The sequence below is a fragment of the Variovorax sp. YR752 genome (assembly GCF_943372545.1).
Window position 1 is genome coordinate 11,827 of sequence record NZ_CALRZC010000047.1, and the last position, 15,054, is coordinate 26,880.

9 protein-coding genes are annotated in these 15,054 nt (G+C 69.7%); 2 read left to right on the forward strand and 7 right to left on the reverse strand.

Translation table 11 applies throughout. The features are described from left to right. Positions 1–44 precede the first annotated feature (44 nt). The gene (locus AAG801_RS13615) at positions 45–845 is read left to right on the forward strand and encodes a cytochrome c (RefSeq protein ID WP_341888854.1); all 801 of its coding nucleotides are present in this window, start codon (positions 45–47) and stop codon (positions 843–845) included. Here AAG801_RS13615 and uvrA read toward each other — a convergent pair. Next, the gene (uvrA, locus tag AAG801_RS13620) at positions 823–6,531 is read right to left on the reverse strand and encodes an excinuclease ABC subunit UvrA (protein WP_341888855.1); all 5,709 of its coding nucleotides are present in this window, start codon (positions 6,529–6,531) and stop codon (positions 823–825) included. The genes AAG801_RS13615 and uvrA overlap by 23 nt on opposite strands. 165 nt (positions 6,532–6,696) lie before the next feature. Between uvrA and AAG801_RS13625 the strand changes: the two genes are divergently transcribed. After that, positions 6,697–7,809 (forward strand): ABC transporter substrate-binding protein, encoded by a 1,113-nt coding sequence (locus AAG801_RS13625; protein ID WP_341888856.1) that lies wholly within the window; start codon positions 6,697–6,699, stop codon positions 7,807–7,809. A gap of 580 nt (positions 7,810–8,389) precedes the next feature. Here AAG801_RS13625 and AAG801_RS13630 read toward each other — a convergent pair. From AAG801_RS13630 to AAG801_RS13655, 6 genes are read right to left on the reverse strand one after another with little or no spacing between them, the layout of a single operon-like run. After that, the gene (locus AAG801_RS13630; RefSeq protein ID WP_341888857.1) at positions 8,390–9,226 is read right to left on the reverse strand and encodes an alpha/beta hydrolase; all 837 of its coding nucleotides are present in this window, start codon (positions 9,224–9,226) and stop codon (positions 8,390–8,392) included. Positions 9,227–9,239: 13 nt separating this feature from the next. Beyond that, entirely contained in the window at positions 9,240–11,453 is a 2,214-nt protein-coding gene (locus tag AAG801_RS13635) for a D-(-)-3-hydroxybutyrate oligomer hydrolase (protein ID WP_341888858.1), read from the reverse strand. Continuing rightward, positions 11,450–12,535, reverse strand: coding sequence for a branched-chain amino acid ABC transporter permease (locus AAG801_RS13640; RefSeq protein ID WP_341888859.1), 1,086 nt, complete (start codon positions 12,533–12,535; stop codon positions 11,450–11,452). Before AAG801_RS13640 ends, AAG801_RS13635 begins: the two co-directional genes overlap by 4 nt. A 5-nt stretch (positions 12,536–12,540) precedes the next feature. Then, entirely contained in the window at positions 12,541–13,566 is a 1,026-nt protein-coding gene (locus AAG801_RS13645; RefSeq protein ID WP_341888860.1) for a branched-chain amino acid ABC transporter permease, read from the reverse strand. Then, a complete protein-coding gene (locus tag AAG801_RS13650; protein ID WP_341888861.1) occupies positions 13,563–14,297 on the reverse strand; it encodes an ABC transporter ATP-binding protein in 735 nt (244 codons plus the stop codon). The genes AAG801_RS13645 and AAG801_RS13650 overlap by 4 nt, the downstream gene beginning before the upstream one ends. Continuing rightward, positions 14,294–15,052, reverse strand: coding sequence for an ABC transporter ATP-binding protein (locus tag AAG801_RS13655; protein WP_341888862.1), 759 nt, complete (start codon positions 15,050–15,052; stop codon positions 14,294–14,296). Before AAG801_RS13655 ends, AAG801_RS13650 begins: the two co-directional genes overlap by 4 nt. Positions 15,053–15,054 lie beyond the last annotated feature (2 nt).

Genomic DNA, 15,054 nt, shown 5'->3' on the forward strand with positions numbered 1-15,054 from the left:
CGTCCCGCGATGAAATCGCCGGCATTGCCACCCTGCCTCGCCCCATGCCGTACCGCCTGCGCACCGCTGCCATCGCCCTCGCCGCCCTGCTGACACTTCCGGCCGCCGCGCAGACGGCCGACGATCCGGTCGCCGGCCGGGCACTGTTCGACAACACGATGGCCGAGACCGGCCGGACCTTCTCGGCCAACTGCTCGGGCTGCCACAGCGTGCAGTCGCGCCGCGCGATGCTCAGCGGCAACAACGACCCGCTTGCCGCCCTCGCCTTCGACGACGCGTTCGGGGCACTGGTCGTTGCGATCACCGGCGGCGTCGATGCCATGGCGCAGTTCAACAACGTGCTCACGCTGCAGCAGGTACGCGACCTGTCCGCCTACATCGCCGACACGCCGCGCACCAGCGCCACCGCGCTCGACTTCAGCGCGAGCGCGGTGAACACGCCGAGCGCAGCGCAGAACGTCGACCTGCGCCACGCGGTGGCCGTCGACGAGACCTTGACCGTGGTCTCGGTGGCGATCAGCGGCAGCGGCGCCGCGCGCTTCACGCGCAGTTCGGACACCTGCGACACGCAGACCCTGGCAGCCGGCGCAAGCTGCCGCGTCAGCCTCGGCTTTTCGTCGCCCGACACGGCCGGTCACACGGCGTCGCTGGACTTCACGCTGCGCCAGGGCGCGTCGAGCACGACCTTCACGCGCAGCGTGGCGCTCAACGGCGTGGCCAGCGGCACGACGCCGCCCCCTCCGCCTGCCGGCGGCAGCGACGACGGCGGCGGCGCACTCGGCCTGGGCTGGCTGGCGGCGCTGGGCGCCGCCGTCGCCGGCCTCAGCCGCCGGCGCCGGGGCTGAGCACCGGCTTCAGCGCCGCGCCGGTGTGGCTGGCCTTCAGAGCCACCAGCGCTTCCGGCGGGCAGGTGGCGACGATGCTGCCGCCGCGGCCACCGCCTTCGGGACCGAGGTCGATGATCCAGTCAGCTTCCGCGATCACGTCGAGATCGTGCTCGATCACCACCACGCTGTGGCCGCCATCCACCAGCCGGTGCAGCACGCGGATCAGCTTCTCCACGTCGGCCATGTGCAGGCCCACCGTCGGTTCGTCGAGCACGTAGAGCGTGTGCGGCGCCTTGTTGCCGCGCCGGGTCACGTCGTCGCGCACCTTGGTCAACTCGGTCACCAGCTTGATGCGCTGCGCCTCGCCGCCGGAGAGCGTCGGTGAGGGCTGGCCGAGCGTCAGGTAACCCAGGCCGACGTCCTTGAGCAGTTGCAGCGGGTGGGCGATCGCCGGCATCGAGGCGAAGAACTCGACCGCCTCGTCGATCTCCATCGTCAGCACCTCGCCGATGTTCCTGCCGCGCCAGGTGACGGCGAGCGTCTCGGCGTTGAAGCGCTGGCCGTGGCAGACGTCGCAGGGCACCTTCACGTCGGGCAGGAAGCTCATCTCGATGGTGCGCAGGCCCTGCCCTTCGCAGGCCGGGCAGCGGCCGTCGCCGGTGTTGAAGCTGAAGCGCGCCGGCGCGTAGCCGCGCGCCTTGGCCTCCAGCGTGTCGGCGAACAGGCGGCGGATGACGTCCCAGAAGCCGATGTAGGTGGCCGGGCAGGAACGCGGCGTCTTGCCGATCGGCGTCTGGTCGACCTCGAGCACACGGTCGATCTGTTGCCAGCCCTCGATGCTGCTGCACCCCTGCCAGTTCGGCTTCGAGCCGCGCACGTTGACGAATTGCAGGTTGGCCAGCAGCACGTCGCGCGCCAGCGTGGACTTGCCCGAGCCGCTGACGCCGGTCACCGCGACCAGGCGCTTCAAGGGCACCGGCACGTCGAGATTCTTCAGGTTGTGCAGCGATGCGCCGCGCAGCACCAGTTGCTCACCGCCCTTGGCCACCGCGCGCCGCGGGTTCAGCGGGTGGCGCATCGGGTGGGCGAGAAAGCGCCCGGTCACCGAATCGGCATGCGCGGCCAGCGCCGCCGTGCCGCCCTCGGCGACCAGCCGGCCGCCACGCTTGCCGGCGCCGGGGCCGATGTCGATGATGTGGTCGGCGCGGCGGATGGTGTCCTCGTCGTGCTCCACCACCACCAGCGTGTTGCCCTTGTCGCCCAGCTTGTGCAGCGCGTCGAGCAGGATCTGGTTGTCGCGCGGGTGCAGGCCGATGGTGGGCTCGTCGAGCACGTAGCAGACACCCTGCAGGTTGCTGCCGAGCTGCGCCGCCAGGCGGATGCGCTGCGCCTCGCCGCCGGAGAGCGTGGGCGCGGCGCGGTCCAGCGTCAGGTAGCCGAGGCCGACCTCCTCGAGGAACTCGAGTCGGCTGGTGATCTCGGTGATCACGTCACGCGCGATATCGGCGTCACGACCGACCAGCTTCAGCGATTCGATCCACATCCGGCAGTCCGACACGCTCATCTGCGCCAGCGCGGTGATCGCCTCGTTCTCGAAGGTGACGCCGCGCGAGGCGGCGTTCAGCCGCGTGCCATGGCAGTCCGGGCAGGGCGCGTCGATCACCCCCTCGACCTCGGGCTCCTCGGACGGAAAGCTCTGCTCGCGGCCCTTGTCGTCGTCGTCGCGCTTGCTGTCGTCGTAGGCCTTGCGCTGCTCGCGCGTCAGCGCCAGGCCGGTGCCCACGCAGGTGGTGCACCAGCCGTGCTTGCTGTTGTAGCTGAACATGCGCGGGTCCAGCTCGGGGTAGCTGGTGCCACAGACCGGGCAGGCGCGCTTGGTCGAGAACACCTTCAGCGTGCCGATGTGCGCCGTCGGCATGCCGGCGAGCATCGCACCCTTCAGCCCGTCCAGCGGCGCGAGCAGGTGCATCACGCCCTTGCCGACCTCCAGCGCCTTGGCCAGCAGGCTGCGCAGCTCGGCCTCGTTGTCCGCCGAGACGACCAGGTCGCCGACCGGCAGCTCCAGCGTGTGCTCCTTGAAGCGGTCCAGCCGCGGCCAGGGGTCGACCTCGAGGAACTCGCCGTCGACGCGCAGGTGCGTGTGGCCGCGCGCCTTGGCCCACTTGGCGAGGTCGGTATAGACGCCCTTGCGGTTCACTACCAGCGGCGCCATCAGGCCGACGTGCTGGCCCTTGTGGTCGCGCAGCAGTTGCGCGGCAATGCTCTCGGCACTCTGCGGCTTGACCGGCGCGCCATCTTTCGTGCAGTGCTGCAGGCCCAGCTTCACGTAGAGCAGGCGCAGGAAGTGCCAGACCTCGGTGGTCGTCGCCACCGTGCTCTTGCGGCCGCCGCGCGAGAGGCGTTGCTCGATCGCCACCGTCGGCGGAATGCCATACACCGCATCCACCTCCGGCCGCCCCGCCGGCTGCACGATGCTGCGCGCATAGGCATTCAAGGATTCGAGATAGCGCCGCTGCCCTTCATTGAAGAGGATGTCGAAGGCCAGCGTGCTCTTGCCCGAGCCCGACACGCCGGTGATGACGCTGAACTTGCCGCGCGGGATGTCGACATCGAGCGACTTGAGGTTGTGCTCGCGCGCGTTGACGATGCGGATCACTTCCTCGGACATGCGGCGTTCGTCGCGCGAGCGCTTCAGCAGGCTCTGCAGCGGCAGCCCTTCCTCGGCCACCGGCACGCCGATGCCGATGGCCCGCTCGTAGTCGGCCAGCGCCTTGCCGGTGAACGACGTGGGGTGCCGCTTCACCTCTTCCGGCGTGCCGGTGCACACGACCAGGCCGCCAGCATCGCCGCCCTCGGGCCCGAGGTCGATCAGCCAGTCGCTGGCGCGGATCACGTCGAGGTTGTGCTCGATGACGACGATCGAATGCCCCGCGTCGAGCAGCTTGCGGAAGGCGCGCATCAGCTTGGCGATGTCGTCGAAGTGCAGGCCGGTGGTCGGCTCGTCGAACAGGTACAGCGTGCCCTTGCGGGCCAGCGCCTGCGACGGGCCGCCCTGCGCCTCGGCAAGGAAGCCCGCCAGCTTCAGGCGCTGCGCCTCGCCGCCGGAGAGCGTCGGCACCGGCTGGCCGAGCTTCACGTACTCGAGGCCCACGTCGACGATCGGCTGCAGCACACGCAGCACCTCGCGGTCGTCGCGGAACAACTGCACCGCCTCGCTGACGGTGAGCTCCAGCACGTCGGCCACCGACAGGTCGCGGATCACGTCGCCGGGCAGGCGGCGGTCGATCTTCACGTCGAGGATCTCGGTGCGGTAGCGGCGGCCGTCGCAGTCCTGGCAACGCAGATAGACATCGCTGAGGAACTGCATCTCCACATGCTCGAAGCCCGAGCCGCCGCAGGTCGGGCAGCGGCCGTCGCCGGCGTTGAAGCTGAACATGCCGGGGCCGTAGCCGCGCTGCAGCGCCAGCGGCGCCTGCGCGAACAGTTTGCGGATCTCGTCGAAGGCGCCAACGTAGCTGGCCGGATTCGAGCGCGCCGTCTTGCCGATCGGCGACTGGTCGACGAACACCGCGTCGGCCAGCCACTCGGCGCCGAGCAGGCGGTCGTGCTCGCCGGGGGTTTCGGTGGCCTTGCCGAAATGGCGCTGCAGGGCCGGGAACAGCACGTCCTGCATCAGCGTGCTCTTGCCCGAACCCGACACGCCGGTGACACACACCAGGTGCTGCAGCGGGAACTCGACCGTCACGTCCTTCAGGTTGTGCTCGCGCGCGCCCTCGACGATCAGCTTGGGCGTGGACGGCGACATCAGCCGCTTGATGCCCATGCTGACGTGCTTGCGGCCGCCGAGGTAGGCGCCGGTCAGCGTGTCGGCCGCGCGTATCGCCTCCGGCGTGCCGTCGAACACGATCGTGCCGCCGCGCTCGCCCGGTCCCGGGCCCATGTCGATCAGGCGATCGGCGGCGAGCATCACCGCCGGGTCGTGCTCGACGACCACCAGCGTGTTGCCGGCGTCGCGCAGCCGGTGCATCGCCTCGACGATGCGGTTCATGTCGCGCGGGTGCAGGCCGATGCTCGGCTCGTCGAGCACGAACATGGTGTTGACGAGGGATGTGCCGAGCGCCGTGGTCAGGTTGATGCGCTGCACCTCGCCGCCGGACAGCGTGCGGCTCTGCCGGTCCAGCGTCAGGTAGCCGATGCCGACGTCGCACAGGTACTTCAGCCGCGTGCGGATCTCGTCGAGCAGCAGCTTCAGCGCCTCGTCGAGCAGGCTCGACGGCAGCGAGATGCGGTCGAAGAAGCGGTGCAGCCGCTCAATCGGGATCAGCATCAGGTCGTGCACCGTCAGGCCGGGCAGCGCCTCGAGTTGCGCGTGCGACCATTGCACGCCCTGCGGCAGGAAGCGCTTGTCAGGTGCCAGCACCGCATCGGCGTCGTCCTTGCCGCCCAGGCGCCACAGCAGCGCCTCGGTCTTCAGCCGCGCGCCGCCGCACACGTGGCAGGGCGTGTAGCTGCGGTACTTCGACAAGAGCACGCGGATGTGCATCTTGTAGGCCTTCGATTCGAGGTATTCGAAGAAGCGCTTGACGCCGTACCACTGCTTGTTCCAGTTGCCCTTCCAGTTCGGCGAGCCGTTGATCACCCAGTCGCGCTGCGCCTCGGTGAGCGCAGACCAGGGCGTGTCGCGCGGGATGCCGGCCTCGCCGCCGTACTTGAGCAGGTCGTCCTGGCACTCCTTCCAGGCCGGCGTCTGCATCGGCTTGATCGCACCGGAGCGCAGCGTCTTGCGGTGGTCGGGGATGACCAGGCCGTAGTCCACGCCGATCACGCGGCCGAAGCCGCGGCAGGTGTCGCAGGCGCCGTAGGCGGAGTTGAAGCTGAACAGCGCCGGCTGCGGGTCGGCGTAGCGGATGTCGCTGTCGGGGCAGTGCAGGCCGGTGGAGAACCGCCAGAGGTCGGGCTCGCCTTCTTCCTTCATCGCGTAGACGTTGAGCCGTCCGCTGCCGCGCTTGAGCGCCATCTCGATCGCTTCGATGGCGCGGACCTTCTCCGTGCCCTGCAAACGGAAGCGGTCGGCGACCACATCGAGCAGCGTGCGCGGGCCCGTCGGCGAGGCCACCTCGCGCTGCGCCTGAACGCGCGTGAAGCCGCTGGCCGCCAGCCATTGTTCGATGTCGGCCGAGGGGGTGCCGGCCGGCAGTTCCACCGGGAAGGTGATCACCAGGCGCGGATCGCCCTCCTTCGTGCGCGCCATCAGCTCGGCGTAGATCGTCTCCGGCGAGTCGTGCCGCACGCGCTGCGCGGTCTGCCTGTCGAACAGCTCGGCAGCGCGCGCGAACAGCAGCTTCAGGTGGTCGTTCAGCTCGGTCATCGTGCCGACCGTCGAGCGCGAGCTGCGCACCGGATTCGTCTGGTCGATCGCGATCGCCGGCGGCACGCCGTCGACCCGGTCGACCGCCGGGCGGTCCATGCGGTCGAGGAACTGGCGTGCGTAGGCGCTGAAGGTCTCGACGTAGCGCCGCTGCCCTTCGGCATACAGCGTGTCGAACACCAGGCTCGACTTGCCCGAGCCGCTCGGCCCGGTGACCACCGTCATCTCGCCGGTGCGGATGTCGAGGTCGAGGTTCTTCAGGTTGTGCTGGCGCGCACCGCGGATGCGGATCGTGCCGCGGCCGCTGTCCTGGTCGATCGGATTGCTGCTGTCCATGGGGTTCCAGGGCGAAGGGCAGAGATTCTAGAGAGCGCGGGGATTCCTTGGCCGGGCCGCGTGATTTAGCGCACGCAGCACGGCCAGTTCCGGGCTTTCCCGGCACCGGCGAAGGATCACACTCGCGGTCTGCGGTGCGTTGGGGCGCCGTTCCAGGAGACCTCCATGAATCGACTCGCGCAGTGGCTGGCTGCCATCGTGGGCCTGTGCATCTCGGCGTCCGCGGGCGCGCAGATCCTGATCGGCCAGACCTCCGGCTTCACCGGCCCGGTCGCCGCAGGCGTCAAGGAAGTGGCCGACGGCGCCAAGCTGTACATCGACGCCACCAACGCCCAGGGCGGCGTGAACGGCCAGAAGATCGAACTGATCTCGATGGACGACAAGTTCGATCCCAAGCTCGCCGCCCAGAATGCCAAGGTGCTGATTGCCGAGAAGAACGTGGCAGCGCTGTTCCTGTCACGCGGCACGCCGCACACCCAGGCGATCATGCCGTTGCTGGCCGAATACAAGGTGCCGCTGATCGCTCCGTCGACCGGCGCGATGGTTCTGCACGCGCCGGTCAATCCATGGGTGTTCAACGTGCGCGCCACCTACCAGCGCGAGGCCGAGCGCGCGGTGCAGCACCTCAGCCTGATCGGCATGGACCGCATCGGCGTGATCCACGTCGACGACAGCTTCGGCGCCGACCTGCTCGAAGGCGCCAAGAAGGGCTTCACGGCGGTGGCCAAGAACCCGGTGTTCATCGAGAAGTTCGACCGCTCCAAGTGGGACTTCACGAAGATCGCGCCGCTGGTGGCCAGTTCGGGCGTGCAGGCGGTACTGTTCATCGGCTCGGGCAACACGGTGGCCGACGGTGTCGACGCGATCCGCAAGGCCGGCTCGCGCGCGCAGATCGTCACCTTCTCGAACAACGCCTCGGGCGGCTTCGTCAAGTCGCTGAAGGAGAACGCGCGCGGTGTCATCGTCACGCAGGTGTTCCCCTACGAACGTTCGCTGTCGGCGCCGATCGTCAAGGAGGCGAACGACTTCGCCGTGGCCAAGGGGCTGGACGGCGTGACGCCGGCGATGCTCGAGGGCTATGCCGCCGCCAAGGTGCTGGTCGCCGCGCTCAAGCGCGCCGGCCCGAGCCCGTCGCGCGCGAAGATCCAGCAGGCGCTGGAGACGATGAACAAGGTCGACATCGGCGGGCTGGAGGTCAGCTACAGCGCCAACGACCACACTGGCCTGGAGTTCGTCGACCTGTCCATCATCGGCCCGGACGGCAAGTTCCGGCGCTGAGCGCGCATCGGGTTCATCGCCGAAGTCCGCTCCACCTGCCCCGGGCCGATTGACACGAACGGCACGTCCGCTGAAGGACCGGCTCTCGGAAAGATCTGCCGATCCACGACCACGGAGTCGTGGAGTCAAGCGGGCGAGCGGCGGTTCGCGGCCCTGGGCTGAAGTTCCTGGGCGTCTGCTTTCATGCATGCGTAGAGCGCATCGCGGCAGGCGCTGCCCGGCATGCCACCACCGGTTCAGCAAAGGCGCGCCCGGGCAGGTGGAGGCGCGCCTCTGAGGCGCCGAGAAGCACAGGGCTCGTGGCCGCGCGCGCCAGCGCGCTTCGTTGTCTGACTCGTCGCGGTTGTGTGAACGGAGTGAGCGCAGCGAACGAAGTGAGTTCGGCGACGGGGCCATGAGACCGAGCATCGCAGGGGAGTCGGTGCGCAGCGCCGACCGCCGAGGCGACGCGCCGCAGCCTGCCCGGGCGCGCCTTTGCCGCTCCGACCTCAACCCGCAAAGCAGACGTCGAACTTCAGCTCAGGACCGCGAACCGCCGGCCGCTCGTGTGATCTCCCGAGGCTTCTCCCGGAGACTGATGTCAGCCGGCGAGGAAGCGCTCGACCAAGGCGAACTGCTCAGGCGTGTTCAGCGCCGGCGCGTGGCCGCAACCGGCGATCTCGACCACCACCGCCCGCGGACCGCGGTTGCGCATGGCTTCCGCGGTCTCGCGCAGCAGCAGGTCGGAGTCCTCGCCGCGCAGGCACAGCACCGGGATGTCGAGCCTGTCCCACTCGTCCCAGCGCAGGTAGTCGTTCTCGTGGTGGGTGAACTGCATCACCATCGCCGGGTCGTAGTGCGGCGTCACGCGGCCGTCGGGCAGGCGGCGCGTCGAGGTCTCGGTCAGGCGTCGCCACTGCGCGTCGCTCAACCAGCCATAGGGCTTGTAGACGCTGCGGAAGTACTGCTCCAGCTCGCTGACCGTCGCGAAGGCGGCCGGGCTGCCTGCATAGCTGCGAATGCGCTGGATCGCCGCATCGGCAAGCTGAGGGCCGTTGTCGTTGAGCACCAGCCGGCGGATCCGGTCGTGCAGGGTCGTGGCGGCCGCCACCAGGCCGATCGCGCCGCCCATCGAGGTGCCGAGCCAGTGGAAGCGCTCGATGCCGAGTGCGTCCACCAGCGCGGCGGCGAGCTTCACGTAGAACGCCAGGCAGTACTCCTGCTCGGGCAGCGGGCTCCACTGGCTGAGCCCGCGCCCGATCGTGTCGGGACAGACCACGCGGTAGCGCTGCGACAGGTGCGCGGCGATGTCGTCCATGTCGCGGCCGGTGCGCGCCAGCCCGTGCCAGGCGATCACCGTCTCGGCATGCTGCGCGCCCCACTCGGTGTAGTGGAGCTCGCGGCCCTCGCAACGGATGTAGTTCGACGTGAAGCTCATCTCGCCTCGTATTTCAGTCGGGCACGACCAGGGTGTTGCCATGCATGCGGATTGCATCGCCTGCCGCCGGCCGGCGCGGGATCGGCGGCACGTTGGCCTCGGTGATCGCCGGCGCGGCGCCAGGCGTGCCGCCGCGCGGCACGGTGCGCAGCACCTGGCTCTCCGGCAGCGGCTGGCCGTGGCGCAGGTGGTCCCACATCGCGTCGAGCGCGCGGTTCAGGTAGACGTGCAGCGGGATGTAGCGGGTGTCGTAGCCACCCAGCAGCGTCGGCAGGCCGATGAAGGTGTCGAAGTGCTGCGCGTTCGTCACCTCGATGTACGACAGCCTGCTGTGCCGGCCCTCGACACGCTTGTTCAGCGCCGTGTAGGGCCGCGAACTGTGGTTCACCGGGATCAGCGCGTCGGCGCGACCGTGCACGATGATCGCCGGCTTGCGCTGCAGGTTGCCGTTGCGCAGCGTCTCGGCCACGCCCTGCTGCAGCGCCAGCGCCTGTGCATCGGTTCCGGTCAGCAGGCCGCGCAGGCACAGCGCGCCGTCGAGGTTGAAGTCTTGCACGAAGGTCGACGGCGACAGCGAGACCAGGTCGCGCAACGGCGCACCGGGGCTGCGGTCGTTGATCAGTTGCACACCGGAGGACGGCGGCACGCCGTTGCCGGTGGCGGCCATGCCGGCCAGCGCCGCCGGCGCCAGCGCACCGACGGTGAAGTTGGCATTGACCGCCGCGAAGCTGAAGCCGCACAGGCGGTCGGCCACGCTGGCACGGGCCAGCGCGTTGGCATAGGTCACCGCCACCGCCGGCGCCACCTCGAAGGCGGCCAGCGAGGCATGCAGCACCGCCGACTCCGGCTCCCACCCGTACGCGCCGAGCAGTGCGAGCGCCTCGTCGGCCTGGGCGGCCAGCGTGTCCGCCGTCAGCACGCCCTTGAGCTTCAACGAGGCGCAGCGATTGGCCGCGAACGCAGCGACGATGAAGGCCTTGCCCGGCGCGTCGGCCACCGCGGCAGACAGCGAGGCGCAGCTCTGCAGCAGGTTGGCCTGGGTGGTGTAGTCGAACAGCAGCTTGCCGCCGAACTGCTTGACACCGCCGCGCTTGACGGCGACACCGGCGTCCGGCGGCAGTTCGACCGAGGGCTCGGAGACGGCGACCCCGTCGATCAGCCGCTCGCGGTCCTGCTCGGCGGCGGCCAGCGCGGCGTGGCCGCCGTTGCTGATCGACGAGGCGATCACCGTCGTGTTGGCCGGGCGGATGGTGCGCAGGGTCTTGCCGTGCGGCAACGACAGGCCGTAGCGGTCGTTCAGCGCCCAGTAGGCGAACTCGATCGCCTGCAGCGTGAAGCGGCCCCAGTCCTTCTCGGGGTTGCGCTGCGAGTGGGCGTGCTTGAAGGCGTAACGGCCGGGCGCCGCGGCGTTGAAGGCGGCGAGTTGCGCGGCGTCCAGCGGTGCGCGGAACTGCGCGGCAGCGCCGGCCGCCGTGGCCGTGGTGCGCGTGCCGTCGATCAGCGGCACGGTGTCGGCGCCGAGGTCGTGCGTCGACGCGCCGGTGCCCTTGTCGGTGTAGGCCACCGCACAGCCGCGCTTGAGGCCCCACTCGCCGGTGCTGATGCCGCCGTACACGCCACGCGAGCCCGACGAGGTGGCCGTCACGATGCAAGGCTTCTTCGGGTTGAAGTGCGCGGGGATCTGCACCATCAGCACCACGTTCTGCGACGCGGCGCCGCCATCGGCACCCTTGCTGTAGGCGAGCACTTCGGTGCCGGCGATGCGGCCCTCGCCGGCCGTCACCGTGCCGTCGGCGGCGACGTTCGGGCCGTAGAGCGTTCCGTAGCCACCGGCTGCCGTCATGTCGACGATGGCGCGGTAGTTGTTGTAGATCGCCGCGCGACGCAGTTCGGCCGCCGTGGGCGCAAGCGCATCGACGTAGGCCGGCGGCACCGCGCTGGCCAGGCCGGTGCGGCCGAGGCCGGCGGTGAGCAGGTCGTCGCTGGCGCCGTCGTAGCTCGTCGAACGCACGCTGCCGGCGACGACGAAGTCGGGCAGGCGGTTGAACACGGCGCGCGGGCCGCGATCGCTGCGTCCGCTGCTGCTGCCGGCGTGCTGCGCCGTCGCGCGCGTGTCCGCCGCGGCTTCGGCAGCGGCTTCGTTGGTGGCCTCGTTGCCGCCGCCGCCGCAAGCCGCGGCGAATGCGGCCGCGGCCAGCGGTGCGATGAGGTGTCTGCTTCTTGTCATGTCTTGTCTCCTCGGGTGGTTCGGGTGCGCAGCGCGCGCAGGCGCCCCACCACGCCGGTGGGGAAGTGATAGACCGAGAGCACGAACAGCAGGCCCAGCCAGAGCAGCCAGCGATCGGGCGAGACCAGCGCGGCCAGCAGCGGCACGCCCTCCAGCGCGCCCGCGCCGAGGCGCAGCAGGTCCTGCAGGTAGTTCTGCGCGATGACGAACAGCACCGAGCCGATCACCGCGCCGTAGACCGTGCCCATCCCGCCGATCACGACGATGAGCAGGATGTCGAGCATGATCTCGAAGGACAGTGAGGTGTCCGGCCCCTGGTAGCGCAGCCACAGCGCGAGCAGGCAACCGGCCAGCGTGGCGAACAGCGCCGACAGCACCGAGGCGATGGTGCGCCACACCACGGTGCGGTAGCCGATCGCCTCGGCGCGGAAGTCGTTCTCGCGGATCGCCTGCAGCACACGCCCGAACGGCGAGTTGACGATGCGCAGCATCGCCAGCACCAGCACCAGCGCGACGAAGAACAGCAGGTAGTAGGTCAGGAAGCGGCCGTCGATCGAGGCGCCGAGCAGCGGGGCCTCGAGGTACTGCGTGCCGGGCTGCAGCGCCTCGGGCACCTTGAAGTTCAGGCCGTCCTCGCCGCCGGTGAAATCCGACAGCTGCGAGGCCAGGGTCAGGAACGCGGAGGCCACGGCCAGCGTGATCATCGCGAAGAAGATCGCCTTCACGCGCAAGGAGGCCAGGCCGATCAGCAAGGACAGGCCCAGCGACACCAGCAGCGCCGCGCCGGTGCCGACCGCCAGCGCGCCCCAGCCCTCGCCCATGCGCGTGCTGGCGATCGCCACGCCGTAGGCGCCGATGCCGAAGAACATGGTGTGCGCGAAGCTGACGATGCCGGTGTAGCCGAGCAGCAGGTCGAAGCTGGCCACCAGCACGATGAAGACGATGATCTTCGCGGCGACGTTCAGGGCCTTCGTGCCAGGAAAGAGGAAGGGCGTGAAGGCCAGCGCCAGCACGATGGCGATGAGGATCAGCGCCAGCCAGCGGCTGCGCGGCATGTCGTGTGACAGGAGTCTGCTCAACATGGCGCTCACCGGTTGGCCACGGGGTAGAGGCCCTGCGGCCGCCACAGCAGCACCGCCACCATCAGCGCGATGCTCGCGAAGGCGGTGAACACCGGCGCAACGAAGCCGGTGTAGTTGACCAGCAGGCCGACCAGCAGCGCGCCGACGAAGCAGCCCAGCGTCGAGCCCAGGCCGCCGATGATGATGACGATGAAGATCAGCACGTTGACCTGCGCGCCGAGCTGCGGGATGACGTTCTGCTGGAACAGCCCCCACATCACGCCGCCCAGGCCCGCCAGCGCCGAGCCGACCACGAACACGCCGACGAACAGGCGGCGGATGCGGTAGCCCAGCGCCTCGACCATCTCGCGGTCCTGCACGCCGGCGCGCACCAGCAGGCCGATCTTGGTGCGGTTCAGCGCCCACAGCATCGCGACGAGCACGACGGCACCGATGGCCACCGCGAGCACGCGGTACTTGCCGATGGCCGCATCGCCGATCAGCAGCGAGCCGCGCAGCGCCTCGGGCAGCGCCAGCGGGCGCTGCTCCGGGCCCCAGATCACCTTGATCAGCTCCTCGCCGATGATCATGCCGCCCATCGTGATGAGGATCTGCTTCAAGTGCTGGCCGTAGACCGGCCGCACCATCACGCGCTCGAAGGCCCAGCCGATCGCACCGGCCAGCACCATCGCAGCGATCATCGCGGCGAACACCGCGCCGAGGTTGCGCACGAGGCTGTCGACCGAGGTCCAGTCGGCCATGCCGGCGAACACCGTGGTGGCCACGTAGGCGCCGAAGGCGATGAACACGCCGTGGCCGAAGTTCAGCACGTCCATCAGGCCGAAGACCAGCGTCAGGCCGGAGGCGGTGACGAAGACGATCATGCCCATCGCCAGGCCGGCGACCGTGAGCGTCAACCAGGTCGAGGGCGAGCCGACCAGCGGCAGGGCGAGCAGCGCGAGCAAGGGCACGAGCGCCAGCGGCAGCCAGTCGAAGGCTGCCTTCGGCACGGCGGCGGCCGCTGCGGTCGCGGGTGCGACGGCGGTGTTCATTGATGCGCTCCCAGCGACAGGCCGAGCAGTCGTTGCTGCAGACCTTCGTTCTCGACCAGTTCCTTCATGGCGCCGGCGTGCACCACACGCCCGTCGTCCATCACCGCCACCGTGTCGCCCAGCGCACGCGCCATGGCGAAGTTCTGCTCGACCAGCAGCACGGTGGTCTGCGTCGCCTTCAGCTCGCGTAAAGCGGCAATCAGGTTGGCGACGATCGCCGGCGCCAGGCCCTTGCTCGGCTCGTCGATCAGCAGCAGCCGGCGCGGCTCGACGATCGCCCGCGCAATCGCCAGCATCTGCTTCTGCCCGCCGGAGAGCTTGCCGGCCGGGTAGAGCCAGAACTTCTTCAGCGCCGGGAACAGGCCGAAGATCCACTCCAGCCGCTTCGTGTCGATGTCGTCCAGGCGCTTCGCGCCGCGCGCGGCGAGCAGCAGGTTCTCGCGCACCGTGAGGTCGCCGAAGATGCCCATGCTCTCGGGCACGTAGGCGATGCCGAGCTGCGCGATGTCGGGTGTGGCGCGGCGCTGGATGGCCTGGCCGTCGAAGCTGACCGTGCCGGCCGAGGCCTGCCACAGGCCCATGATCGTGCGCAGCGTGGTCGTCTTGCCGGCGCCGTTGCGGCCGAGCAGCATGGTCACCTGGCCGGTGGGCACCGCGAGGTCGACACCGTGCAGGATGTGGTAGCTGCCGATGTGCGTGTGCACGCCGTTCATCTCGAGCAGCGCGCTCATGCAGCCTCCTCCACCGTGCTGGTGCCGAGGTAGGCCTGCTGCACGACGGGCGAGGCGATCACCGCCTCCGGCTCGCCATCGGCGACGAGCTGGCCGTTGTGCAGCACGATGATGCGGTCGGCCAGCTCGCGCACCACGTCCATCTTGTGCTCGACCAGCAGGATGGTCTTGTTGCGCTGCTGCTTGAGCGCGCGGATCAGGTCCAGCACCACCGGCACGTCGTCGACGCTCATGCCGGCGGTGGGCTCGTCGAACATGTAGACGCTGGGTTCCAGCGCCATCAGCATCGCCACCTCGAGCTTGCGCTGGTCGCCGTGCGGCAGGCTGGCCGCGGGCGCATCGGCGCGATCGGCCAGCTTGACGCGGTCGACCAGCGCGTGGGCGCGCTCCAGCGTGTTGCGGTGATCGCTCCACACCGACCACAGGTTCAGCCCCTCGCGGCGGCGCGACTGAACGGCCAGGCGCACGTTCTCTAGCACCGACAGGTTGGGGAACAGTTGAGTGAGCTGAAAGGCGCGGCCGAGGCCGCGGTGCGTCCGCTGCGGTGCGCCTTCGTTCGTGATGTCGTGGCCGTTCAGGTGCACCGAGCCCGCGCTCGCACGCAACTGCCCCGAGATCAGGTTGAAGTAGGTCGTCTTGCCGGCGCCGTTCGGCCCGACGATGGCCGTCAGCGTGCCCGGCGTGAAGCGGCACGACACGCGGTCGACGGCCACGTGGCCGCCGAAGCGGATGGTGAGGTCTTTCGTCTCGAGCATGA